This window comes from Sorangium sp. So ce363, assembly GCF_051520435.1.
Classification (GTDB): domain Bacteria; phylum Myxococcota_A; class Polyangia; order Polyangiales; family Polyangiaceae; genus Sorangium; species Sorangium cellulosum_B.
The window spans coordinates 1,437,036-1,460,129 of record NZ_CP150333.1 but is presented as its reverse complement, the minus strand read 5'-3'; the positions used below and the strand labels follow the sequence as shown (position 1 = coordinate 1,460,129).

Genomic DNA, 23,094 nt, shown 5'->3' with positions numbered 1-23,094 from the left:
CCCGCCTCGGGTACACCGTCGCCTCGGGTACGCCGTCGATCTATAGGCGCGCTGCTTCGATGAGCTCCGTCGCGGCCCTGAGCGACGCGCCGGTGACCTTCGCCCCCGACAGCATCCGCGCTACCTCGGCGATGCGGTCCTTCTTGTCGACGCGCGTGACCGAGCTCTTGGCGATGCCGCCCGCGTTCTCCTTGGCGACGACGAAGTGAGCGCCGGCGAACGCCGCGATGGGCGCGAGGTGGGTGATGCAAAGCACCTGGTGGTGGCGCGCCACGTCGCCGATCGCGCGCCCGATCTTGTCGGCGACGGCGCCGCCGACGCCGCTGTCGACCTCGTCGAAGACGTAGAGCCCGGCGGGCCCGCACTCCGCGAGCACCCGCTTCAGGGCGAGCAGGGCGCGCGAGAGCTCGCCGCCCGAGGCGATGCGGCGCAGGGGGCGAGGCTCGATCCCCTTGTTGGGCGAGATGAGGAACTCGACGCGGTCGATCCCGTCCTGGCCGAGGCGGGCGCCGTCGACGACCAGCTCGGCGCGGTCGCCGCCGTGCGGCTCGATGTCCACGACGACCCGCGCCCCGCCCATGCCGAGATCGGCGAGCTCCGAGGAGATCGCGGCGCCGAGCTTCTCGCCGGCCTTCCGCCGCTTCGCCGAGAGCTTGCGGGCGCGCTCGGCGGCGACGGCGAGCAAGACGTCGCGCCGCCGCTCGAGCTCCGCGACGTGGCTCTCGACCCCCGAGAGGCGCTCCAGCTCGGCCGCGAGGCGCGCCCGCGCGGCGAGCACGTCGTCGAGCGTGGGGCCGTGCTGCCGCAGCAGGCCCTCGAGGCGGTACATGCGATCCTCGATCTCGGAGAGGCGATCCGGGTCGGCCTCCGCGCGCTCGGCGTAACGGGCGATCTGGCGGGCCGCCTCGCTGAGCTCCGTCCAGCAGCCGTCGACCGCGCGGGCGACATCGTCGAGCGCTGGATCGATCTCCGCCGCCGCCCGGAGCTCCGAGGCGAGGCGCGCGAGCTCGTCGCACATCGCGTCGTCCCCTTGATCGAGGCGGGACGCGGCGCGCCGCGTGATGTCGTGCAGGCGGCCCGCGTGGCGGAGCCGGTTGCGCTCGGCCGCGAGATCGGCGAGCTCGCCGGGGCGCGGCGACAGCGCGTCGATGGCCTGGAGCTGGAAGGAGAGGAACGCCTCGCGCTCGCCGCGGCCGCGCTCGAGCTCGCGGGCGGCCCTGAGCTCGGCGGTGAGCGCCTCGAGCGCGCTGACGTCCGCCGCGAGCTCGCTGCGCGCAGGCACGAGGCGGCCGAAGCGATCGAGGTAGCCGAGGTGCGTCGACGGATCGGTCAGCGCGACGCTCTCGTGCTGCGAGGCGACGTCGGCGAGCTCCGGGGCGAGCGCCTGGAGCTCGCCCGCGGTGCAGAGACGGCCGTTCAGGTAGGCGCGCGAGCGGCCGGTCGCCTGGACCACGCGGCGGACCACGAGCTCGCCCTCGCTCGCGATGCCGGCGGCGTCGAGCATCGCCATCGCGCGATCGGAGCCGCGCACGTCGAAGAGCGCCTCGATCTCGGCCTCGTCCGCGCCGGGGCGGACCTGCTCGGCGCTCGCGCGGCCGCCGAGGACCAGCGAGAGCGCGCCCACGACGATGGACTTGCCCGCGCCCGTCTCGCCGGTGAGCACGTTGAACCCGGGCTCGAGCCGGAGCTCGAGGGCGTCCATCAGGATGAAGTTCTTGACCCGAAGCGCGACCAGCACAGCGGCGGGAGGATAGAAAGCTTTCGACCCGTCGTCAGCGGATCTTCACCTGCTTCATGACGGTGACCGGAATTCCTTCGAAAGGCGGCACCGCGACGTCGCGGAATGCAGCGGCGATGCACCCGGCGGTGGCGGTCCCGACCAGGTCGCCCCCCTCCACGCGCGCCGACATGGCCTTCCCCGTGGGCGCGAAGGTGACGGCCACGCGGGCCGTGCCGGTGAGGCCCTCGCCGGTGCACCCGGCGGCGGCCGCCGCCGCGGACGCGAGGACGCTGGACGCCGCGCTCTGATCGAAGCGCGCTGGCTCGTCCTTCGCCGGAAGGAGCGGCGCCGGCGGCGGCTGCTTGCCCGCCGGCTTGACGCGCTCGGGCTCGCTCGGCGCCGCGGCCCGGGCAGGGCGCTCGGGTACATCAGGCTTCTCGCTGGCCTGCGGCGCGGCGGTCGCCGCCGGCGCAGCGGTCGCCGCTGGCGCGGGGTTCACCGCCGGCGCGGCGGTCGCTGCTGGCGCGGCGCTCGCCGCCGGCGCGGCGGTCGGCTCGGGTACCGCCCCGGGAGCAGCCCCTGCCTGCACGGGCTGCGGCGGTGCAGCTGGCTCGCCGGCAGGGCCGGCGGAGGCGGCCAGCGCCTGCTCCGCAGGGCCGGGAGCGGCGGCCGGCGACTCCGCGACCGGCTCGTCGTCCAGGGACGGCTCCCGGTCGGCGGTCTGGCCAGCGGGAGCCGCCGCGGCGGACGACGGAGGCGGCACCTCGGGAGGCGCCGCAACGAGCGCGCCGCTGCCCGCGGGCGCGCCCTGGGTCGCCACGGCGCTGGACGAGCGGCCGTGAGCCTGCGCGAGGTAGAGCGCAGCGCCGAACACGATGAAGACGACGGTCACCCAGCCGGCGAGCGCCATGTTCTGGCGCGATGCCGGCGTCGAGAAGGAGCGCAGCTTCTCGGACACGAGGGAGCCGGCCGTGATCGAGGTGCGCACCGGCGTCTCTTCCCCGGAGGACGTGTGTCCCTCGACGGCCAGGAGCTCGGGCTCGACGGGCTGCGAGGGGAACGAGGAGTCCGAGCTCCGCCCAGCGGCGGCGTCATCGAACAGCCCGCTGTTGATGCTCAGGATCTCGTGATCGGCCCGGTCCTCGTTGCGGCGCGCCTCGCCCTCCTCGCCGGGCGGCGGCGCCATGCTGCGCAGGTCGATCAGGCCCGAGGTCTCCTTGCGCTCGGCGCGCCCGCGAGGCTCGCTCTGGCTGGGCCAGTCGCCCGCCGCGTGGGCGGTCGACCGCGGGGAGAGGTTCGTGAGCGCGATCGGCTCGTGCGACGGCCGCTCGTCGCTCCCCTGATCCCGCGGCCCTCCTGCGGCGCCCTGCGCCTCGGCCGCCTTGGACCTGGCGCGATCTCGCCGCTGCTCCTCGGCGGCGCGCGGCGGGCCTGCGGCCGGCGACGGGGCGAGCGAACCCAGCAAGGCGAGGTCCGCCGGAGAGGCGTCGGCGGGCTGCGCGGCGCTCGGACCGGACCGGGCGCGCCGCGCGGACGGCATGGGCTGAGGGGCGAGCGCCGCCATCGCCTGCACGTCCTGGAGCCGGAGCTCGGGCGACGAGCGGTGCGACGACGGCCGGCCCTCGTCGATGGACAGCGGCGCCGACGGTATCTCGGAGAGCGGCGCCGGCGGCATCTCCGACGGCGGCGCGATAGGCCGCGCGGAGCCGCCGGCGCGCGGGACAGCAGCGGTCCGCGGCCGCGCCACCGGCGACGTTGTGCGCTGCTCGCGCCGCGCCGGCGGTCGCGCCGGGACCGGCGTGCGCGGGGTCGCGCGGGGCACGGCAGCGGGTTCGGGGGCGGGCGCGGGCTGGCTCGCGCGCTCCTCCTCGAGGGCGTGCGAGCCGAACGAGAGCGAGGGCGGCTCGACGCCCGGGGAGAGCATCTGCGCGAGGTCCTGGATCGAGACGGGATCCGAGTCGGCGGGAGGGAGCGCGGACGGGCTCCTGCCGGTCGGCGCCGCGCCGCCGCGGGGCGTGTCGTCCCAGGAGAGGCCGGCGAACGTGCGATGCCGCGCCGGGACCTCACGCGGCCCCAGCCCGCCGTCCGGCGTCACGACGGCGTGCTCGAGCGAGGCCTCGGCCGCCGCGTAGAACGCATCCAGCGCCCTCGGGCTGGACTCAGGCGCGACGTCCAGCTCCTGCTGCGCGATCCGCTCCGCGAGCGTGAGCCCTCGCCTGCGCCCGGCCGCCTCCGGCGCCGCGCGCCGCTCCGTCTCGCCCGCGGGCTCCAGCCGGTGCTGGATGCCAGCGCCCGGGAGCGTCGTCTCGGCGTCCAGCACATCGCTCGAGAGCCCGGCCCCCCTCTCCGAGCGGCGCCCGGAGGACGGCTTCGCGCGCTCCGGCTCGCTCGACGGCTCTCGCCGGTCGCGTCCGCTCGCGGAGCTCGGAACGCCCGAGGGGGAAGACCGTGGCTCACCCCTCTCGGACGCGGACTGCTTGCTCTTCATGCGACACGTCTTGCAGACAAACGGCAAGGACGGACGCATCTCGCGTCCTACACCGATCTCCACGTAGGTCCTGCAGAGAGAGCAGGCGAGTTGCACCTTGAGAAGAGAATCGCGCAGCTCGCCAGCACGCGCAATCTTCTTCACAGGTGACCAGGGCGGTCGTCCTCGGGCTCGCCCGCTCCGCCCGGCTCCGCGCCGCGGGATTCCGCCGGATCCCGCTGGATTCGTCTAGGCGGAGGGCTCACCGGCGAGCGCCGGCAGGGGCGCGGGCGGGCGCACCCAGCGTTGCTCCAACCAGTCCAGCGACACCGGCGCGCTCCGCAGCGCCGTGTCGACGGCGCGCGCGACCGGATCGGGGGCGGGGGCTGACCCGGAAGCGCGGGTCGACAGGATCCAGTTCGACAGCTCGTAGTGGTGGAGGAGCGGCGCGAACCGGTGGGCGTCGAAGCCGGCGAGGATCTCCGCGGCGCGGCTCAGGCGATCGCAGCGCACGAGCGCCGTCGTGACGTCGAAGAGCAGGGCGCGGAGGTCCTCGAAGGCGCGCTCCGGGTTCCCGGCCACGCTCTCCAGGAGCGCCTCGAACCCGGCGTCGGAGAGGCCGGCCGCCTCGGCCGCCTCGGCCATCGCGGGCACCTGCGTGGCCAGGAAGTCGGAGCTGGGGGCGTGCCCAAGGAGGCGCCCGACGAGGTACAGATCGAACGCGCTGGCGATGGCCTCGGCGAGCAGGAGCGCCTCCGCGCTGGGCGGAGCGCCGGCGCCCGCCGCCGTGAGCGCGCGGTGGGCGAGGTGGTGCCACGCGACGTGCGCGACGACGTCGGCGGCGAGGTGGTCGCCGGCGATCAGGTCGCCTTGCTCGCTCTGGCTCCAGAACGTCAGGTTCAAGAAGACGACGCGATCCCAGCTCGCCTCGCCCTCGGGCACGCGAAAGCGGTACCCGTCGCGCCGGAGTGCCTGCTTCAGATCGTCGTAGAGCGCGACGTGCCGGAAGGAGCGCTCGTCGTCGATGGTCAGCTCGTCCAGGGTCAAGGTTCGCAGCTTCACGCGGCGGACATTAGACCCGGAACGTTTCGTCAGCCACAGCGGAGGCCGGGGGAGGATAGCCCCGGCGGAGGCCTGGAAGAACCGAGCGGCGTCGCGTGTTTTGGGCCGAGGGCGGGGTTTTCCCGACCAGGGCCGCAAGTTCTCGCCCCTGGCCGGGTGTTGCAAGCGCCGCCGGCTTAGGCATGATGCGCCCGTTCCTGCGCCAGCCGAGGAGGCACACCGAATGATTTCCGTCAGGTCTCTCTGTTCTATCGCGCTCGTGCTCGTCGCCAGCGGTGCCGCCGGCTGCAAGGAGGACCCGCCCCCTCCCCAGCCGGAGCCGGCAAGCTCCGCGGCGGCGAACACGAACAAGGGAAAGGCGAGCCTGCGGACGCCCGTGTCGCCGATGGCGAAGGTCGACCCGCAGTCGATGAAGGAGTACCGCGTCGACGTCTGCTACTTCGGGACGCTCTCGCTGAAGCAGGCCCGCGACGCGTACCTCGCGAGCCTCGGCAAGGATGAGCCCAGCGAGAAGAAGATCCCGAGCTTCGGCAACGACGATCAGGCGAAGGCCGGAGACGCCGCGAAGGGCGCGCTCCCCGCGAAGCCGCCCGCGCCCGGCGCCGCCGCCGCGCCGAAGACGACCGGCCTGCCCGGCACCGCCGCCGCGCCGGGCGGCACCAGCGCCCCCGCCGCCAAGGGCGCGCCGACCCCGCCTGGCAAGCCGGACGAGCGCCGGCCGATCAACTTCAGCGCGCGCGCGCCGCACGAGCGCAACGCGCGCGCCTGCACCGTCGCCCTCAGCCTCAAGGAGCCGGCCATGGCGGACGTCGACGCCGCGCTCGCCGAGTACGCGCCGTTCGCGACCGAGCTGGCGAAGAACATCGCCGCGGCGGCCAACTACTACCAGCGCGAGGAGTACAAGAAGGACAGCTTCGCGAAGGGCAAGGAGCTCCACGCGAAGCTCCTCGCCGACTTCCAGAAGCTCGACGCGCACTCCGACAAGCTCGGCCTCGCGGTGTCCGCGTGGCACGCGTCGCACCTGCCCGACCTCGCGAAGGCGGACGAGGGTCAGAAGGAGGCGATCACGGCCCTCGAGGACGCGCGGGCGCTCATGCTGATCCTCGCCAGCAAGAACGTCGATCCGGCGGCGGAGAAGACCGCGCTCCAGAAGCTGGAGACGTCCGCGGCCGCGCTCAAGGTGTACGGCTCGACCCACCAGACCGACCCGTGGGCCAAGATCATGGAGCCCGCGCTCGCCGGCTTCATCCGCGACGTGAAGGCGGCCGAGCCCAAGCTGACGGACAAGGGGATCACCTCCCCTGCCCTGTTCCTGCCGGTCGTCACGAGCTTCGTGTCGGTGATCGAGGGGAAGCACCGCGCGCTCTCCCGCTCGCTCATGGCGAAGAGCCAGGCGGCGACGCGCGAGGCCGCCGGGACCGCGCAGCCGGCCGCGCCGGCCGCGCCGGCCGCCCCCGAGCCCGAGAAGGAGTGACGCGCCCGGGCGCGCTCCCCGCGAGGGAGGCGCGCCCGCCCACGCGAGGGAGGCACGCGCCGATCGCGCCGCGCCTCCGCCGGGGGCGCGGTCAGAACGGGCGGCCGGTGCGGCGGGCGATCGCGAGGCGGTAGAGGGCCTCGTACTGCCGCGCGGCTTGCGCCCAGCCGAAGTTCTTCTTCATCGCCCGCAGCTGCATCGACCGGAAGTAGGCCGGGTCGGCGCGGTAGAGGTGCACCGCCCACGCGACGGTGTTCCCGAGCGCGCTCGACGACATCTCCTCGAACTTGAAGCCCGTGACGTTGTTCTCGACCGTGTCGTCGAGGCCGCCGACGGCGCGCACGACCGGCAGCGTCCCGTAGCGCTGGCTGTACATCTGGTTCAGCCCGCAGGGCTCGTAGCGCGACGGCATCAGGAAGAGATCGGCGCCCGCCTCGATGCGGTGGGCGAGCCCCTCGTTCATGCCGACGTAGACGCGGAAGCGGTCGCTCGCGCCGGAGATCCGCGAGAAGAGGTCCTCGGCCCAGCGCTCGCCGGAGCCCAGGACGATGAGCTGGACGTCGAGCGAGAGGATGTGGTCGAGCGCGCCCGCGAGGATGTCGATCCCCTTCTGGGTCGCCAGGCGGCTGATGAGCCCGAGGAGCGGGACGTCGGGGCGCTCCTCGAGCCCCATCTCTCGCTGGAGCGCCGCCTTGCAGAGGCGCTTGCCGCCAAGATCCTCGGCGGAGAACGGCGCCGCGATGTGGGGATCGGTCGCGGGGTTCCAGATGGAATCGTCGATGCCGTTGAGGATCCCGATCACGTCGGTGCCGCGATCCCGCAGCACGCCGTCGAGCCCCTCGCCGCCCTCCCACGTCTGGATCTCCTGCGCGTACCTGGGGGAGACCGTGGAGACGAGCGTGGCGTTGTAGATGCCGCCCTTGAGCAGGTTGATGCTGTCGTACGCCTCCAGGCAGAACCTGTGGAACTGATCCCACCCGAGCCCGGTCGTGGGGAGCTGCCCCTTGTTGAACCAGCCCTGGTAGCCGAGGTTGTGGATCGTCAGCACGGACGCGGCGCGGGCGAGCGGCGACCGGTGCTCGAGGACGTTGAGGTAGAGCGGGACGAGCGCCGACTGCCAGTCGTGGACGTGGACGATGTCCGGCCAGAACTCGAGCGCGTGGCAGAGCTGCAGCGCGCCGCGAGACAGGAGCGCGTAGCGGGCGAGGTTGTCGCCGAACTCGCCGTGCGCGTCGCCGTAGATGCCGTCGCGATCGTAGAGCACGTCGTGCTCGAGCAGGTACACGCGGGGCGCAGGTGTGCCGGGCGCCCCGGGATCGAGGCGCGTCTCCCAGACGGCGGTCCACGCCTCGCCGCCGCCAAGGGGCACGCCGAGCGAGATCGGCAGCCGGTGCGGCACGAAGCGCTCCGCCGGAGGCTCGCCGTCTCCGCCTTGGGTCGCGTCTGCCGCCGGGGCCGCGTCGGCCGCCGGGGCCGCGTCGGCCGCCGGGGCCGCGCCAGCCGCCGGCGCTGCGCTAGCCGCCGGCGCTGCGCTAGCCGCCGGGGCCGCGTCGGCCGCTGAGGCGGCGAGCCCGTTGCCCGCGGCCGCGGCGGCGACGGCCGGCGCGGCGACGGCCTCGCTCCCCGCGGGCCGCTGCTCGGCGAGCGCGATCTGGCGGGCAAGGTAACGCTTGGCGGCACGGTACGCCGGCATCACGACGCGCACGTCGTGACCGGCCGCGGCGAGCGCGATCGGCAGCGCGCCCGCCACGTCGGCTAGACCACCCGTCTTGCTGAAGGGGACGCACTCGGACACCACGAAGAGAATTTTGAGGCGCGGCATGGACATGGGGAGGAGGGGGAGCGCGCCCACGACTCAAGGCGAGCGCGTCGCGTTCCTTCTACCAGCTTCACGCGCGATCTTGACCACGCGATCGACAGAGCGCGCGAGACCGAGCGCCGACGTGTCCACCGCGAAGTCGGCCTGCTCATAGAGCGCGCGCCGCGCCTGGAAGAGCGCCCTGAGCTCCTTCATGGCGTCGGCCCGGTTGGCCATGGGGCGCGCGTCCCCCTGCTCGACCACGCGGCGCCAGTGGTCCTCGGGCGTCGCCCGCAGCCACACCGTCACCGCGCAGCGCCTCAGTCGCTCGAAGGTCGCCGGATCGGTCACCAGGCCGCCCCCCGTGGCCACGATCCCGTGGGCGCGCGCGCCCTCGAGCCGCGCGAGCTCCTCGCGCTCCAGCCGCCGGTAGTAGGCGTTCCCATGGATCTCGAACAGGGCGGCGAGGCTCATCCCCGCGCGCGCGGCCACGAGGGCGTCGAGCTCGAGGAAGGGCACGCCGAGCCGCGCCGCGGCGCGGCCGCCGATCGTGGTCTTGCCGGCCCCGCGCAGGCCGAGCAGCGCGACGAGGGGCTCGCCCGCCCCTTCCCCGTCCTCGCCGGCCGACCGGCCGCGCGGCGGCGCCTCCTCGCCGAGCTCGCCCGCCGAGAGCAGCGCGGCGGCCGAGGTGCCCAGCGCGCGGCCGATGTCCTCGAGCCGCACCACGGAGACGTTCGCCCGCCCGCTCTCGATCAGCACCAGGAAGCGCTCGCTCACGCCGGCGAGCTCGGCGAGCTCGCGCAAGGTGAGCGCGAGCTCCGTCCGCCGCTGCCGGAGCCGACCGCCGAGGTACGCGAGGATCGGCGGCGCGCCGTCCGCGACGCCCCCCGCGCCGGCCTCCGGCCCCTGGCCTGCGCGCGCCCTGCGCGATGTCTGACGGGACGCCATCTCGTCGATGCACTATATTTCATGAAAGCCTGTCCAACAAGAACTATACTGCTTGACTGAACCCCGGCGCGGTGGTGGGCTCGTCGGGTATGGAAGCGACCACCTCTCCTCCTTCCGCGGCGCCGGCGCCGCAGACCAGGGCCCGGGAAGACGGCGCGTCCGGCGAGGACGCGCCCCTCCGCTTCGAGACGGAGCCAGGCCGCTACAGGCACTGGAAGCTCTCGTTCGAGGGGGCGATCGCGCGCGTGGCGATGGACGTCGACGAGGACGCGGCGGCGCGGCCCGGCTACCAGCTGAAGCTCAACAGCTACGACATCGCGGTCGACATCGAGCTCGCCGACATCGTGCAGCGGCTGCGCTTCGAGCACCCCGAGGTGAAGGCGGTCGTCGTGACGAGCGCGCAGCCGCGGATCTTCTGCGCCGGCGCGAACATCTACATGCTCGGGTCGTCGACGCACGCGTTCAAGGTCAACTTCTGCAAGTTCACGAACGAGACGCGCCTCGCGCTCGAGGAGGCGTGCTCCGAGAGCGGGCAGCGCTACCTCGCGGCGCTGAACGGCGTCGCCTCGGGCGGCGGCTACGAGCTCGCGCTCGCGTGCGAGGAGATCCTCCTCGCCGACGACGGGAGCAGCGCCGTCTCGTTCCCGGAGACGCCGCTGCTCGCCGTGCTCCCGGGGACCGGGGGGCTCACGCGGCTCGTGGACAAGCGCAAGGTGCGGCGCGATCTCGCGGACGTGTTCTCGACGCTGGCCGAGGGGGTGCGCGGCAAGCGCGCGGAGCAGTGGGGCCTCGTCGATCGATCGATCCCGAAGAGCCGCTTCGAGCAGGTGGTGGCCCAGCGCGCCGCCGAGCTCGCGGCGGCGACGCCGGACAGGGCGGGGCCCGGGGTGAGGCTCTCGCCGCTCGAGGCGCGGCGCGCCACGGCGGGCGACGTGTCCACCTGCGACTACCGCCACGTGTCGATGAAGGTGGACCGCGCCGCGAGGACCGCGGAGATCCGCGTGCTCGGGCCGGACGGCGAAGGGCGCGAGACGCGCGAGACGCGCGAGACGCGCGAGACGCCGACCGACGCCGCCGGGATGCGCCGGGCGGGCGCGGACCTGTGGGCGCTCCGCGCGTTCCGCGAGCTCGACGACGCGCTGCTCGACCTCCGCTTCAACCACCCGACGGTGGGCCTCGTGCTCCTGCGGACGTCCGGCTCTCCCGCCGCGGTGCGGGCCGCGGACGAGGCGCTGTGGGCGAGCCGCGACGACTGGTTCGTGAAGGAGGTGCTGCTCCACATGCGGCGCGTGCTCAAGCGGCTCGACCTCACGGCGCGCAGCGTGTTCGCGCTGATCGAGCCGGGCTCCTGCTTCGCGGGGAGCCTGTTCGAGCTCGCCCTCGCGGCGGACCGCTCCTACATGCTGGACGGCGGAGGGGGCGAGGGGCAGGCAGGGGCGCCCGCGTCGCCCGCGTCGCCCGCGTCGCCCGCGTCCATTGCGCTGAGCTCGCTGAACTTCGGTCCGCTCGTCATGTCGAACGGCCTGACGCGGCTCGCGTCGCGCTTCCTCGGCGCGCCGGAGCGCGTGGCCGCGCTGAAGGAGAAGACGGGCCTCCTGTCCGCCGAGGAGGCGCTGGAGGAGGGCCTCTGCACCTTCGCGCCGGACGCGATGGACTGGGACGACGAGGTGCGGCTCGCGATCGAGGAGAGGGTGAGCCTGTCGCCCGACGCGCTCACCGGGATGGAGGCGAGCCTGCGCTTCTGCGGGCCCGAGACGATGGAGACGAAGATCTTTTCGCGGCTATCAGCCTGGCAGAACTGGATCTTCCAGCGCCCCAATGCGGTGGGCCAGCGGGGCGCGCTGACGGTGTACGGGCGGCCGGAGCGCCCCGAATTCGACTGGAGGCGGACATGAGCGCGGTCGTCAACTCGGAGAGGATCCCGAACAACGTCGACCTCGCGTCGGACAGGAAGCTGCAGCGCGCCCTCGAGGCGTGGCAGCCGAAGTTCCTGGACTGGTGGCGGGAGACGGGGCCCGAGGGCTTCCAGGCGGACGACATCTACCTGCGCACGGCGATCAGCGTCGATCACGAGGGGTGGGCGCATTTCGACTACGTGAAGATGCCGGAGTACCGCTGGGGCATCTTCCTCGCGGATCGGGTGGCGGACCGGACGATCGGCTTCGGCGACCACCTGGGCGAGCCGGCGTGGCAAGAGGTGCCGGGGGAGCTCCGGAACATGCTGCGGCGGCTGGTGGTGACGCAGGGAGACACGGAGCCCGCGAGCGTGGAGCAGCAGCGGCTGCTCGGCCAGAGCTGCCCGAGCGTCTACGACCTGCGGAACCTGTTCCAGGTGAACGTCGAGGAGGGGCGGCACCTCTGGGCGATGGTGTACCTCCTGCACAGCCACTTCGGCCGCGACGGCCGGGAGGAGGCGGAGGCGCTCCTGGAGCGGCGCAGCGGCGACCCGGACAAGCCGCGGATCCTGGGCGCCTTCAACGAGCCGTGCACGAACTGGCTCTCGTTCTTCATGTTCACCTACTTCACGGATCGCGACGGCAAGTACCAGCTGCTCGCGCTCGCGGAGAGCGGCTTCGATCCGCTGTCGCGCACGACGCGGTTCATGCTGACCGAGGAGGCGCACCACATGTTCGTCGGCGAGACGGGCCTGCTCCGCATCGTCGAGCGCACGTGCGAGCTGATGAAGCGCAACGCGAACGAGGACGCGCGCGCCGAGGGCGGCATCGATCTGCCGACGATGCAGAAGTACCTGAACCTCTGGTACTCCCTGTCGCTGGACCTCTTCGGCGGGGAGATCTCGTCGAACGCGGCGTCATTCTTCGCCTCGAGCGTGAAGGGCCGCGCGAAGGAGGCGTCGTACGACGACCACCGGGCGCTCGACGGCGTGTACGTGATCGACGTGCCGCACGTGCCCGCCGCCGGGGGCGGCGCGGTGACCGGCTGGCGGCGCGAGGAGGTGCCGCTCAGGAACGCGATGAACGAGGTGCTGCGCGACGAGTACGTGGCCGACTCGCAGCGCGGGATCGACAAGATGAACCGGGTGATCGAGGCGTCCGGCGTGTCGTTCAAGCTGAGCCTGCCGAGCCGGCGCTTCCACCGGAGCTCGGGGATCCACGCGGGGCTCCACTTCGACGTCGACGGCAACCCGCTCTCGAAGGAGGCGTGGGAGCGCCGGCGCGACGCGTGGCTGCCGACCGCGAGCGACGAGGCCTACGTGCGGAGCCTGATGGAGAAGCCGGTGTTCGATCCGAAGCAGATGGCGAACTGGATCGCTGCGCCGACCAAGGGGCTCAAGGGCAAGCCCGTCGACTTCGAGTACGTGCGGCGCGGCTAGGGCGCGCCCGCGTCGGGCGAAGGCGCGCCCGCGTCAGGGGGAGGTGCGCCCCCGCCCGCGCCTGCGGGCGCCTTCTTCGGCGGGTCGCCGTGCTCGTCGGCGAGCTTCTTCACGAGCCCGTCGAGGAGCACCTGCTCGTGGTACTGCGGCATCGCCGGGAGCTGCACGGCGACGTGCACCCCGGCGCGGCCGTCCACGACCTCGATCGCCCCCTGCGTCACCCTGCCGCCGCTCTCCGGGCTCCGGTACTCGAAGAGCAGGTAGCCATTGGAGACGTCCTTCTCGACGATCTTGAAGCCGAGATCGACGCGCACGAGGCGCAGCGCCGTGCCGAAGGTCTGCTCGAAGGTGTAAGGCGACTCATAGGCGACGCTGGCGCTGGCGTGCCGCTCGCCGAGGCCGCTCGCCACGGGGACGGCGAGCGCGATGAGGGCGACGAGCGCGATCGACGGGAGGCGGCGCATGACCGCGGCGTAGAGGGGCTGGCGAGGACGGGCCAAGTTCCTTGCTGCCGAGCGAGCGGCTATGCTGGGGTCGATCTCGATGGACCGACCCTACGTCGAGCAGCTCCGCATCCAGGGCTACGGCTGCGTTCAGGACGCGACCCTGGAGCTGACGCCGCTGCATGCGCTCATCGGGCCCAACGACAGCGGCAAGAGCACGGTGCTGCGGGCGCTCCGCACGCTCTCCTCCGTCCTCGAGCGGGCGCTCGGGGCGCCGTCGCCGGACACGCTCGGGCGCGCCGGCCCCACGAGCAAGGCCCCGGACGGCGCCGTGTTCGAGGTGTCGGCGGCGAGCACGACGTGGCGCGTGGAGCTCGACGCCGGGGGCCGGGTCCGGTCCATGTCGTTCCCCAGGGATCTCGAGCCCCCTTCCCTGCTCGACGACGCAGACGGGGACGACGCGGGCGGCGCGCCCAGCCCGGAGCGCCCTGCCCTGGACATCGTCCAGGCGCTGCGCGGGGCGCAGATGCTCCGCCTCGATCCCGACGCGCTGAGGGCCCCGCACCCGCTCATCCCCGACGGGCACCCGCTCTGCTTCGCCGACGAGCGCGGCACGGGCCTGCCGGCCGTCTACGACGCCGTCATCAGCCGCGACCTGTCGGCGTACGTCGATCTGAACGAGGAGCTCACCCGCCTGTTCCCCAGCGTGAAGAGCCTCCACCTCGCCAACCCGAGCTCCACGACGAAGGCCATCGGCGTGAAGCTCGAGGGCGGCGCCGTCGTGCCGGCGTCGCTGATGAGCGAGGGCATGCTCTACTACCTCGCCTTCGCGGCGCTGCCGCACCTCGATCCGACGCCCCTGCTCCTCGTCGAGGAGCCCGAGCACGGGCTGCACCCCGCGCGCATCGCCGACGTGATGCGCGCGCTGCGCCTCGTCTCCGAGAAGACCCAGGTCCTCCTCGCGACGCACAGCCCGCTCGTGGTCAACGAGCTGCAGCCGGAGGAGGTCACGGTCGTCACCCGCGCTGGCGAGCGGGGGATGAGGGCCACGCGCATCCTGGACACGCCGGGCTTCGAGGATCGGGCGAGGGTGTACGCGCTGGGGGAGCTCTGGCTGAGCTACGCCAACGGCGGTGACGAGGCGCCGCTCCTCGGGGGAGGGCCGCGGCCGTGATGAAGGCGCCCGATAGGATCCGGGTCTTCCTTGTCGGCGAGGGCGAGAGCGAGCTGGGCAGCCGCGCCGGGGCGCCCGCCTACCAGTCGGACAAGCACCCCGGCGTGCTCTTCACGCTGCTCTCCCGCGTCCAGCCGAGCGGGTGGGTCGTCGGAGGCGCCCGCGAGTGGAAGAGCATCCGGAAGTACCAGGCGCGCGGCGCGGCCCACGAGGACACGCACCACGTGCTCGGCGCGGCGCTCGACGCGCAGGAGGCGGGGTGCGAGATCCTCGCGTTCGCCCGCGACATCGACCGCGATCCGGCGCGCCGCGAGGCGATCGCCGAGGGCATCCGGCGCGTCTCGTCGGCCCTGTCCTCGCCGCCCGACGTGATCGGCGGCGTGGCCGCGCCGGCGCTCGGAGCCTGGATCCTCGCGCTGCTCGGCGAGAAGGCGACCGAGGAGATGTCGCCCCTCAGGGCGCAGGCGATGCTCGCTGCAAAGGGCATGATGCCCGGCGACGGCGCCGCCATGGTGCGCGTGGCGGAGGACGCCGACCTCGACGCGGTCCCCCCGGACGCCACGTCGCTCGGCGAGTGGCTCGCGCGCGCGCGCGCGGTGCTGCCGCGGCGGGCAGGACGCGTCGTGAGGTGAGCGCTGACGCCCTCACTATGGAACAGCCATGGTCGGAAGGGGCTATCCCAGAAGTCGAAGCGTGCGAGCTGCTTCGGCGGCGACCCTCGCGCGTTTGTCCTTCACGAACGTCTCGATGAGAGGTCGATCCTGTTCGCGGCCGAACTCTGACAGTACCGCGAGGGCGCCGATGAGTTGCGCGGGTTGGCCGGCGGAGCTCGTGAGAATCGAGAGGCGTAGGCTTCACGACTGCGCAGGATCCGGTCGAAGTAGCGAAAGGCGCGCGCCCCGTCCCGCTCGAGGCGAGCTCGCAGGGTCGGGGAGTGCGTGGCGTCGTCCAGAAGCGCGTCCCGAACCAGCTTGTGAAGGTTGAGCACGCGTTTCGTTGGCCGATGAAGGAGAGTGGAGAGCGAGGGGCATCGCTGGCGGCCTGCCGCCCCCCTGCCGGCCTTCAATTCTCAGTCAGCGGCGGCCGCACTGCGGCGCCGCGGAGAGCGCGGCCCTCGCCGCCTCGCGCAGGCCGTGCGGCGTGTCCTTGTCGAGGAGCGGCTTGAGGCGCGCGGGCAGATCCGCCGGGTGCACCGACCCGAGCGCCGCGAGCGCCGCCGAGCCGAGCCGCTGATCGTGCTCGCCGATCGGCGCCTTCGCCCGGTGCGCGAGCCGCGTCCACAGGTCGACCGAGCTCGCGTCGCACATCGCCCCGAGCGCGAGGATCGCCCGCGCGCGCACCTCGACGTCCTCCTCCTTGTCCTCCGCCCGGTCGCGCACGGCCTCGATGTGCGCGGCCGCGCGGTGCGCGCCGAGGCCGTCGAGCGCGTGCCGGCGCACCTCGGGCGAGCTGTCGGCGAGCGCCCCGACGAGCGCCCGATCGCCCGCCGGCGTCGCCGGCATCGCGCCGATCGCGAGCGCAGCGCCGCCCCGGATGAACGTCCACGGGTCCGAGGTGAGCCGCGCCGCGAGCGCCTCGGCCGCGCCGGCGGGCAGCTTCGCGCCGGTAGAGGCCGCGCGCGCGAGCGCCACGATCGCCGCCTCGCGCACGCGCGCGTCCGGATCGGAGGCCGCCGCGAGCAGGTCCTGCGCGAGCGACGGCACGTCCGCCGCGACCTCGGCCGCGCGGAGGCGCACGTGCGCGTCCGCGTCCTTCCGGAGCGACGCCCGGAGGTACGCCTCCGCCGGCGCCTCGCCCGCGCGCGCGAGCGCCGCGGCCGGCGCTTGCAGCAGGTAACGCCGCTCGAAGGGCGCGCTACCCGCCGAAGCGAGCGCCTGGAACGCCGCCCCGCCGCCCTTCACCCGCCCGAGCGCCGGCCCGAGCGCGCGCAGCAGATCGAGCTGCGCGTCCTCCGGCCGGGCGCGGAGCCGCTCGATCTGCACCTCTTCCTCGACCACGGAAGCGGCCCGCTCGCTCCGCGCCGCCAGCGCGAGCGCGGCCCGGAGCTCCCTCCGCGCCGCGCCGCGCGCCCCGGCGAGGGCGTCGAGCAGCGCCGGGATCGCCTCGGCCGGCGCGACGAGCGCGAGCTCCCGGGCCGCCGCCACCCTGGCCGCGGCCGCGCCCGCCTTCACGATCTCCGCGAGCGCCGGCGCGGCCGCGCGCCCGCAGCGGCGGATGCGATCGCGCGCGTGGTGGAGCTCCGGATCGGGCTCGGGCGGCGCGGCGCGAGCGGCGCGCCCCGGCGCGGCCGATGCCAACCCGGACGCGCGCCCCGCGGATGCCGCGCCGGGCGCGAGCTGCGCCGCCGACGCCGCGCCGGACGCCAGCCGCGCGGTGAGGAACGGGATCTGCACCGCGCATGGCGCCGTGTCGATCACGCCCCGGGCGAGCTGCCTGCCCGCGGGATCGAGCCTGTCATAGCCGGCGATCGCCGCCTCGACCGCCTCCGGTCCGCCGCGCGCGAGCAGCGCCGCCGCCGCCCTGGATCGCTCGCCGCCGCCCGCGAGCGCGCCCACGAGCGCCGCCGGGCCCTGCCCGTCGAACGCCGTGCGCGCCGTGACCTCGGCGATCGTGACCCGCGCCTCCGGCACCGCGGGCGCGCCGCGCCCCCCGGCCCCCGCCGGCGCGTACGCGTCGTCGAGCACGACGGCGATGCACGAGGCCTTGATCTCCTCGGGGAGCTTCACCTCGTAGCCGGCGGACTCCTTGAGCCACGCGTCCTCGGGCAGGCTCACCTGGAAGAGCCGGTCGGGCGTCGCCACGAAGAGCGTGCGCGGCGCGGCGCCGCCCTCGACGCCGTCGGGCGGCTTGATGCGCAGACCCAGGCCCGTGATCCCGACCTCGTCCGCCGACGAGAACGACACGAACTCGCCCCGGCCCGCGCCCGCCTTGCCCTCGGACCACGCGGTCTTCGGATCGCCGTCGGCGATCTCCGCGAAGCGCTTGCCGACCGCGCTCGACGCGGCGGTCGGGCGCAGCAGCCGGAAGGCAGCCGCCGCCGCGTCGGCGTCACGGCGCTCGGCGACCACCTTGCCTGCACCGCGCCGCTCCTCCGCCGAGAGGTTCTGGAAGCTGGCCCCCTTCAGGAGCGTCATGGTCCGGGGATCGACCTCGCTCGCGCCGACCAGCGCCGGCCGCCCGCAGAGGGTCACGTCGTCTCGCAGCTGCCCGACGAGCACACGGCTTCCGCTGCCGCCGAGCGGCTCCACGACCACGGCGTCGCTCCGCCCCTCACCGTGCTCCCCGATCGCGACGCCGGTCCAGCCGCTCCAGAGCACGAGCGGCTCCGTCCCCTTCCCCGCGAGCGGCGCCGCGAGCAGCATCACCCAGCTGCCGCTCGCGCCTTCCGGCGCGCCGGCGCCGGCCGGCTTTCCCCCGGCCGGCGCCTCGATCTTGGCGAGGCGCTTGCCGTCCGCCAGGGTGACCGGCACGACGCGCGCGCCGCCGAGCAGCGGCGCCACCTCGGACGGCACGGCGACGACCTTGCCGCCGTCGGGCGTGCACGCCGCCGCGGCGGGACAGGCGCGGGCAGTGACCCCGCCCGGATCGATGCGGACAGCGAGCGCCTGCTGGCCCGCCGCGTGAGGGAGCACCACGGGCGCGGCCTGCGCGGCGGCGCTGCCACCCACGGCCGCGGAGGCTGCGATCACCCCGGCCGCGGCGCCAAGGCGAGGCCGCCGGAAACGAAACGGCGATCTGGACATGCGCGCCATCCTAGTCGCCCGGCGCGGCGAGACCCCTCGAGAGTTGACGCCTCGAGCACAGCACTGCTCCCCCCGGACCGGCGCTGCGGCGCGTCGTCCGGGCGGGCCCGCCGCGCACGGCGGGCCCGCGCGCCCTCGCTACTTCGGCGTCTCCTTGGCGGGGATCCAGAAGCCGCCCTCGTCCGGCGGCGTCATCCCGAGCGCCTTCGGGAGCACGTTGGTCCAGCCCGCCACCGTCTCGAGCAGGTAGATCTCCGCGCCGGCCTCGATCTCGCCGATCGGCTTCTCCTTCTCGTCGCGCCGCGCGCGGACCGGGATCGCCCTCGTCGCCTTCACGATCGGCGGCGCCTTGTCGAGCGCCAGCTGCGCGCCGGCCACCGCGGTCGTCGGCGGGATGTACTGGTCCATCATCTCGCCCTTCTTCAGCGGCTCGAGATCCTTGAGGCGACCCCAGGCGTCGATCGTGAGGTCGCCCCGCGACATCAGGTGAACGAAGCCGGACTTCGCCTCGGTGCTCCAGAAGAGCTGGGCCGTCCCCTCCAGCATCCTCAGCGTGAAGATCACGTCGCCGTCCGGGCGATCGAAGAGCTCGATCGTCGACGTCTTCATCAGGTACCCGCGGGCGCTGCCGGGGATCTCCATCTTCGTGGGGACGCCGCGCTGCAGAGCGAAGGCGTCGCAGGGGGCCGAGGCCTTCGCTGTCTGCCTTTCAGACCCGGAGATCGAGAGCTCCGCGCGCAGCGAGTCGCCCGTGGCCGCGACGAGCTTCACCTTCTGCGCGCTCGAGATCCACACGTGCCCGGCGATGACCGGGATGTCGCGCGTCGTGAACACCGCGACGTCCGAGGGCGCGATGTAGCCGTCGATCCGCAGCGCAGGCGAGCTGTCCGACGTGCTCAGCCGCGCGCGGCCCGCCGCCGGATCCGCCGGGATCGCGCTCAGCGTCATCGGGACCAGCGCGCCGGTGAAGCTCGCGACCGTCCTGCCGCCGCTCGGCGCGTCATGCAGCCGGGCGCCCTTGGGCACCGGCGCCGTCCCCTTCAGCTTGCACGCCGGCCCCGACACCGCCTGGCCGACCGTCGCGGTCGCCTGCGCGGCCGCCCCCGTCACCTGCGCGGCCGACACCACCACCTGGGCGGGCTCTGCCTTCGCCTCGGAGACGGCCGGCGTGCCCGGGAGCCCCGCGCAGAGCACTCCCCCAAGAGCCAGAAGACCGAGTCCCAGAACGTCGCTTCTCATCCACTTCCTCCGACACAGGCCAGCAGCCCCGCTCGCGCGGCGAGCCCGAGCGCGGTCCCCACCTGTCGAGTCTCCCTGGAACCGCCGGCCTGCTCTGCGCGGCGGCGCACTCGCTGCGGGGCCGCCCGGCACGCCGAGCCGCCACTGCCGTTGGTCGGATCATCCTAGCGGATCATTCAGGCCTCGCCCGAGAAAGGTCCTCCGCCGCAGCGCTTCGACCGTTTCGGGTGTATGGAGCAGGGCGCCCGACGCGGCACGCGCCGGGTCGCCCGGCTGGACGGTACCTACCTCCCCGGGAAGCCACGCCATGCACGGATTCGATCTCGCCTTCGCCTCCCCCCGCAAGCTCCCCCGCGCCCGCGATCTGCGCGGCAACATCGCCGTTCTCGACATCGCCTTCGCCTCGGAGGCGGGGGGCAAGAGCTTCGAGACCGTCACGCTGCCCTTCATCCAGGACCTCGGGCCGCGGCTCGCCGCCTGGGTCGACCACCACGACAGCGCCCACCACGCGCGCTTCGCCGGCGACCCCCGCTTCGTCCTGTCGACCAAGGCCGAGCACGGCGCCTGCCCCGAGATGATCACGCCGGAGCTCGTCGCCCGCGCCGGGCGCGTCGACACCCTCGTCTGCCACGTCGACTTCGACGGCCTCGCCAGCGGCGCGAAGTGGATGCGCGGCGGCGTCGAGCCCTACCCCGGCTGCGACGACGACGCCCGCGCCATCGACACCCGCATCGGCGTCCCGGGCCCGGCCGCCACCCGCATGGACCGCGCGCTCCGCGCCCGCCCCCGCGATCAGGCCCTCTTCGGCCTCATCGTCCGGCACCTCGCGTCAGGCCTCTCCGACCCGTCGCTCTGGACTCCCATCGACCAGGCCGGCGCCGAGCTCGCCACCATGGAAGCCGAGACCCGCCGGATCGCGCTCCGCTACCAGCGCGTCGAGCCGGGCCTCGTCCTCGTCGACGCCTCCCAGCGGGGCGGGGCCTACGACAAGACCCTGCTCCTCCTCATCGGGCAGGAGCGCGCGCCCATCTCCGTCGTCGTCGACAACGACAGCATCACCTTCGCCGCCCGGTTCGACAGCGGGGTGAACTTCCTCGAGACGTTCAAGATCTCCGGAGGAATGCCGACCCGCATCTCCCTCCAGCGCTCCCGGCTCCAGGAGGCGCTCGTGGCCCTCGGGGTCAAGGCGACCGACGCGAGCCGGCTCGCCGCGACCCCCTGAGCCCGTCCTCACCGCGATCCCGCCGACATCGTTGACGCTGTGGGCCTCGACTGCTAGGGGGCATTGCAGATCTGCAATTTGCAATTCTGCAATGAACATCTGATCCGAGGCGTCACGTCTGCGCCGAGCGCGAGGGGGTATGGCAGCGACAAACTTGTCTTCGACGGCGAGCAGCGGTGTCGACGAGCTCCTGTTCCGGAACGACTCCGTCTCGCTCTGTCTGCTGGTCAATCGACGGCACCGGACGCTCCGCATCGTCGACTTCCGCGCGGGACCCACGCCGTCCAAGCGGAGCTTCGTCCTGTCGACCGCCAAGCGCGAGGGGGTCGAGAAGATCTTCACGCTGGTCGAGCGCGACGAGGTGCCGACGTGGACCCGCCTCGGGTTCACGCGGGAGGGGTCGATCCCCGGCTTTTACAAGCGCAGCGACGCCTGGATCCTCGGGGCGGTCGTGTCCGAGATGACGTCGCGGCTGTGCACGAGCGGCGACGGCGAGGAGGGCGGCGAGGGAGACGACGTCGCGGCCTCTCCGGCGGTCCTGCTCGCGGAGCGCACGATCGCCCGCGCGAGGCGGCTGCTCCGGGAGGCCGAGGGGCGGCCGCTGCCCGCGATCAAGATCGCGCCCGCGAGCGGCGTCGAGCTGCGGCGCGCGGTCGCGGCCGCGCAGCGGGCGGGGCGGGCGCTGACGGGCTTCGAGCCGTTCGGGCGCGACGCGGTGCGGACGGGCTACGTGCTGTCCGCGCGGGGCGGCTTCACGCTGCACGCCGCGTGGGAGATGCAGTCGTGCTTCGGCAACTCGTTCCTGGAGATCCTGTGCCCGCCGCGCCACGAGGCGGAGCGGCTCGCCACGACGGCCGCCATCGGCGCGCTCTGCGACCGCCTCGTCGAGGAGAAGGCCGTGAGCACGTTCACCTTCGCCCCCGCGGACGACCAGGAGCTGTGCGCCGCCCTCCTCGCGAACGGCTTCCGCCGCTCGGCCGTGCTGGCGCGGCACCTCGTCGTCGGCCGCGCCCGCAAGGACGCCATCCTCTGGGCGAAGAAGCTCGTCGCGCCTGAGGCCTGAGCCGCCGGCCCCGCGGGCCGGGCGAGGGCTACGGCGCGATCGTGACCTCGTAGTCCTCGATGACGGTGTTGGCGAGCATCTCGTCCGCCATCTTCTTCAGCCGCTGCTCGAGGTCGGGCGCGCTGCCGAGCGAGGGGTCGAGCTCTATCTCGATGAGCTTGCCCACGCGCACGCCCTTCACGCCGGGGAACCCGAGCGAGGTGAGGGCGCGCTTCACGGCGTCGCCCTGCGGATCGAGGACCTCTTTCTTCAGTCGGACGTTGACGACGGCTTTCACTGGCTTTGCTCCACGCGCTCTTCGCGCGACGCGATGGCGGTGCGCACCTGCGCCCCGCGACGATTCATGGGCGCGGCCGCGCCCGCCTCACGCCCCCAGGTTGCGCGGGATGCGCACCGCCGGGTCCTCGAGGTCGGGGACGAACGCCGCCCCGGTGATCCGCTCGAACGCCTCGATGTAGCGGCGGGACGCCTCGATCCGGACCTCGTCCGGGATCGAGGGGATCGGCCCGTCGCCCTGGAAGCCGCGCGCGGCGAGCCAGCGGCGCACGTACTCCTTGTCGAACGACTCCGGGTCCTCGCCGGCCGCGAAGCGCTCGCCGTAGGACGAGGCGAACCAGAAGCGGGACGAGTCGGGGGTGTGGATCTCGTCGATGACGACGATGTTCCCGTCCCGGTCCTTGCCGAACTCGTACTTGGTGTCGACGAGGATGAGCCCCTGCTCCGCGCACGCGCGGGCGCCGTGCTCGAAGAGCGCGAGGGCCATCTCGGCGGCGGCGTCGAAGTCGCGCGGCGCGATCGTGCCGAGGGCGAGGATCTCCTCGCGCGAGGCGGAGAGATCGTGCCCGCCCTTCGGCGCCTTGGTGCTCGGCGTCAGGATGGGCCGCGGCAGGCGCTCGTTCTTGCGGAGGCCCTCGGGGAGCCGGTGGCCGCAGAAGACGCGCTCGCCGCGCGCGTAGTGCGTCCAGATGCTGGTCGAGGTCACGCCCGTCACGTAGGCGCGCACCACCATCTCGACCGGCAGGGGCACACACTCGATCGCCTCGAGGACGTTCGGGTCGGGCTGGGAGATCATGTGGTTCGGCGCGACGCTCCGCGTGCGCTCGAACCAGAAGGCGGACAGCCGGTTCAGCACCTGGCCCTTCAGCGGCAGCGTGCCGAGCACGCGATCGAAGGCGCTGATGCGGTCGGTGACGACGAGCAGGCGGCGGCCGTCCGGCGTCGTGTAGCAGTCCCGCACCTTGCCCTCGTAGCGGGCGAAGGGGCCCGCGAGCGAGGTGCGTTCGAGCACCCTGCCGAGCGCGGTGCGCAGATCGTCCTCGGTGACCATGGGGCGCGGCTTACCCGGGCTCGCGGGCCGAGTCGACAGGTTTCGAAGACGCCGGCCGAGTTCCCTCCCCCGCGCCCGCC

17 protein-coding genes are annotated in these 23,094 nt (G+C 73.8%); 7 read left to right on the top strand and 10 right to left on the bottom strand.

Annotated elements, in window-relative coordinates; all coding sequences use genetic code 11:
- Nucleotides 1-40 precede the first annotated feature (40 nt).
- From recN to WMF12_RS05495, 3 genes are all read right to left on the bottom strand, one after another.
- On the bottom strand, nt 41-1,738 hold the full coding sequence (gene recN, locus WMF12_RS05505; protein WP_437744561.1) for a DNA repair protein RecN: 1,698 nt from the start codon (nt 1,736-1,738) through the stop codon (nt 41-43).
- Nucleotides 1,739-1,772: 34 nt separating this feature from the next.
- Nucleotides 1,773-4,208, bottom strand: a complete 2,436-nt coding sequence (locus WMF12_RS05500; RefSeq protein ID WP_437867701.1) for a hypothetical protein — start codon at nt 4,206-4,208, stop codon at nt 1,773-1,775.
- Between the two features lie 228 nt (nt 4,209-4,436).
- The gene (locus tag WMF12_RS05495; RefSeq protein ID WP_437867697.1) at nt 4,437-5,249 is read right to left on the bottom strand and encodes a hypothetical protein; all 813 of its coding nucleotides are present in this window, start codon (nt 5,247-5,249) and stop codon (nt 4,437-4,439) included.
- A gap of 223 nt (nt 5,250-5,472) precedes the next feature.
- Here WMF12_RS05495 and WMF12_RS05490 point away from each other — a divergent pair, with 223 nt between their 5' ends.
- On the top strand, nt 5,473-6,723 hold the full coding sequence (locus WMF12_RS05490) for a DUF3829 domain-containing protein (protein WP_437867690.1): 1,251 nt from the start codon (nt 5,473-5,475) through the stop codon (nt 6,721-6,723).
- A 91-nt stretch (nt 6,724-6,814) separates the two neighbouring features.
- On the opposite strand, the gene WMF12_RS05485 is transcribed toward WMF12_RS05490, so the two are convergent.
- Together WMF12_RS05485 and WMF12_RS05480 are read right to left on the bottom strand one after the other, a co-directional pair.
- Complete coding sequence (locus WMF12_RS05485) at nt 6,815-8,545, bottom strand: glycogen synthase (protein WP_437873832.1); 1,731 nt, start codon at nt 8,543-8,545, stop codon at nt 6,815-6,817.
- A gap of 33 nt (nt 8,546-8,578) precedes the next feature.
- Complete coding sequence (locus WMF12_RS05480) at nt 8,579-9,469, bottom strand: helix-turn-helix transcriptional regulator (protein WP_437744557.1); 891 nt, start codon at nt 9,467-9,469, stop codon at nt 8,579-8,581.
- A gap of 89 nt (nt 9,470-9,558) precedes the next feature.
- Here WMF12_RS05480 and boxC point away from each other — a divergent pair, with 89 nt between their 5' ends.
- On the top strand, nt 9,559-11,364 hold the full coding sequence (gene boxC / locus WMF12_RS05475; RefSeq protein WP_437867682.1) for a 2,3-epoxybenzoyl-CoA dihydrolase: 1,806 nt from the start codon (nt 9,559-9,561) through the stop codon (nt 11,362-11,364).
- A complete protein-coding gene (gene boxB, locus WMF12_RS05470) occupies nt 11,361-12,803 on the top strand; it encodes a benzoyl-CoA 2,3-epoxidase subunit BoxB (RefSeq protein ID WP_437867675.1) in 1,443 nt (480 codons plus the stop codon). The genes boxC and boxB overlap by 4 nt, the downstream gene beginning before the upstream one ends.
- On the opposite strand, the gene WMF12_RS05465 is transcribed toward boxB, so the two are convergent.
- Complete coding sequence (locus WMF12_RS05465) at nt 12,800-13,267, bottom strand: hypothetical protein (RefSeq protein ID WP_437867666.1); 468 nt, start codon at nt 13,265-13,267, stop codon at nt 12,800-12,802. The genes boxB and WMF12_RS05465 overlap by 4 nt on opposite strands.
- A gap of 79 nt (nt 13,268-13,346) precedes the next feature.
- Between WMF12_RS05465 and WMF12_RS05460 the strand changes: the two genes are divergently transcribed.
- Together WMF12_RS05460 and WMF12_RS05455 are read left to right on the top strand one after the other, a co-directional pair.
- Entirely contained in the window at nt 13,347-14,420 is a 1,074-nt protein-coding gene (locus tag WMF12_RS05460; protein WP_437867659.1) for an AAA family ATPase, read from the top strand.
- Nucleotides 14,420-15,052 carry a hypothetical protein gene (locus WMF12_RS05455; protein ID WP_437867639.1) on the top strand — a complete coding sequence of 211 codons (633 nt, stop codon included), beginning with the start codon at nt 14,420-14,422 and terminating at the stop codon, nt 15,050-15,052. The genes WMF12_RS05460 and WMF12_RS05455 overlap by 1 nt, the downstream gene beginning before the upstream one ends.
- A 441-nt stretch (nt 15,053-15,493) precedes the next feature.
- Here WMF12_RS05455 and WMF12_RS05450 read toward each other — a convergent pair whose 3' ends face one another.
- A complete protein-coding gene (locus WMF12_RS05450; RefSeq protein ID WP_437867637.1) occupies nt 15,494-18,163 on the bottom strand; it encodes a HEAT repeat domain-containing protein in 2,670 nt (889 codons plus the stop codon).
- A 138-nt stretch (nt 18,164-18,301) separates the two neighbouring features.
- Nucleotides 18,302-19,402 carry a hypothetical protein gene (locus WMF12_RS05445; protein WP_437867627.1) on the bottom strand — a complete coding sequence of 367 codons (1,101 nt, stop codon included), beginning with the start codon at nt 19,400-19,402 and terminating at the stop codon, nt 18,302-18,304.
- Nucleotides 19,403-19,709: 307 nt separating this feature from the next.
- On the opposite strand from WMF12_RS05445, the gene WMF12_RS05440 reads away from it, so the two are divergent.
- Nucleotides 19,710-20,624, top strand: coding sequence for a hypothetical protein (locus WMF12_RS05440; protein WP_437867623.1), 915 nt, complete (start codon nt 19,710-19,712; stop codon nt 20,622-20,624).
- A 139-nt stretch (nt 20,625-20,763) separates the two neighbouring features.
- The gene (locus WMF12_RS05435; protein ID WP_437867618.1) at nt 20,764-21,687 is read left to right on the top strand and encodes a hypothetical protein; all 924 of its coding nucleotides are present in this window, start codon (nt 20,764-20,766) and stop codon (nt 21,685-21,687) included.
- Between the two features lie 28 nt (nt 21,688-21,715).
- On the opposite strand, the gene purS is transcribed toward WMF12_RS05435, so the two are convergent.
- Nucleotides 21,716-21,964 carry a phosphoribosylformylglycinamidine synthase subunit PurS gene (gene purS, locus WMF12_RS05430; protein WP_437532982.1) on the bottom strand — a complete coding sequence of 83 codons (249 nt, stop codon included), beginning with the start codon at nt 21,962-21,964 and terminating at the stop codon, nt 21,716-21,718.
- An 87-nt stretch (nt 21,965-22,051) separates the two neighbouring features.
- Entirely contained in the window at nt 22,052-23,014 is a 963-nt protein-coding gene (locus WMF12_RS05425) for a phosphoribosylaminoimidazolesuccinocarboxamide synthase (RefSeq protein WP_437867600.1), read from the bottom strand.
- Nucleotides 23,015-23,094 lie beyond the last annotated feature (80 nt).

Excerpts from the sequence above, each read along its gene's own strand:
- WMF12_RS05480 (WP_437744557.1), bottom strand. The coding sequence starts at position 9,469 with ATGGCGTCCCGTCAGACATCGCGCAGGGCGCGCGCAGGCCAGGGGCCG.
- WMF12_RS05460 (WP_437867659.1), top strand. The coding sequence starts at position 13,347 with ATGGACCGACCCTACGTCGAGCAGCTCCGCATCCAGGGCTACGGCTGC.
- WMF12_RS05490 (WP_437867690.1), top strand. The coding sequence starts at position 5,473 with ATGATTTCCGTCAGGTCTCTCTGTTCTATCGCGCTCGTGCTCGTCGCC.
- boxB (WP_437867675.1), top strand. The coding sequence starts at position 11,361 with ATGAGCGCGGTCGTCAACTCGGAGAGGATCCCGAACAACGTCGACCTC.
- WMF12_RS05485 (WP_437873832.1), bottom strand. The coding sequence starts at position 8,545 with ATGCCGCGCCTCAAAATTCTCTTCGTGGTGTCCGAGTGCGTCCCCTTC.
- WMF12_RS05435 (WP_437867618.1), top strand. The coding sequence starts at position 20,764 with ATGGCAGCGACAAACTTGTCTTCGACGGCGAGCAGCGGTGTCGACGAG.
- WMF12_RS05500 (WP_437867701.1), bottom strand. The coding sequence starts at position 4,208 with ATGAAGAGCAAGCAGTCCGCGTCCGAGAGGGGTGAGCCACGGTCTTCC.
- WMF12_RS05445 (WP_437867627.1), bottom strand. The coding sequence starts at position 19,402 with ATGAGAAGCGACGTTCTGGGACTCGGTCTTCTGGCTCTTGGGGGAGTG.
- WMF12_RS05440 (WP_437867623.1), top strand. The coding sequence starts at position 19,710 with ATGCACGGATTCGATCTCGCCTTCGCCTCCCCCCGCAAGCTCCCCCGC.
- WMF12_RS05455 (WP_437867639.1), top strand. The coding sequence starts at position 14,420 with ATGAAGGCGCCCGATAGGATCCGGGTCTTCCTTGTCGGCGAGGGCGAG.
- WMF12_RS05425 (WP_437867600.1), bottom strand. The coding sequence starts at position 23,014 with ATGGTCACCGAGGACGATCTGCGCACCGCGCTCGGCAGGGTGCTCGAA.
- WMF12_RS05450 (WP_437867637.1), bottom strand. The coding sequence starts at position 18,163 with ATGTCCAGATCGCCGTTTCGTTTCCGGCGGCCTCGCCTTGGCGCCGCG.
- boxC (WP_437867682.1), top strand. The coding sequence starts at position 9,559 with ATGGAAGCGACCACCTCTCCTCCTTCCGCGGCGCCGGCGCCGCAGACC.
- WMF12_RS05465 (WP_437867666.1), bottom strand. The coding sequence starts at position 13,267 with ATGCGCCGCCTCCCGTCGATCGCGCTCGTCGCCCTCATCGCGCTCGCC.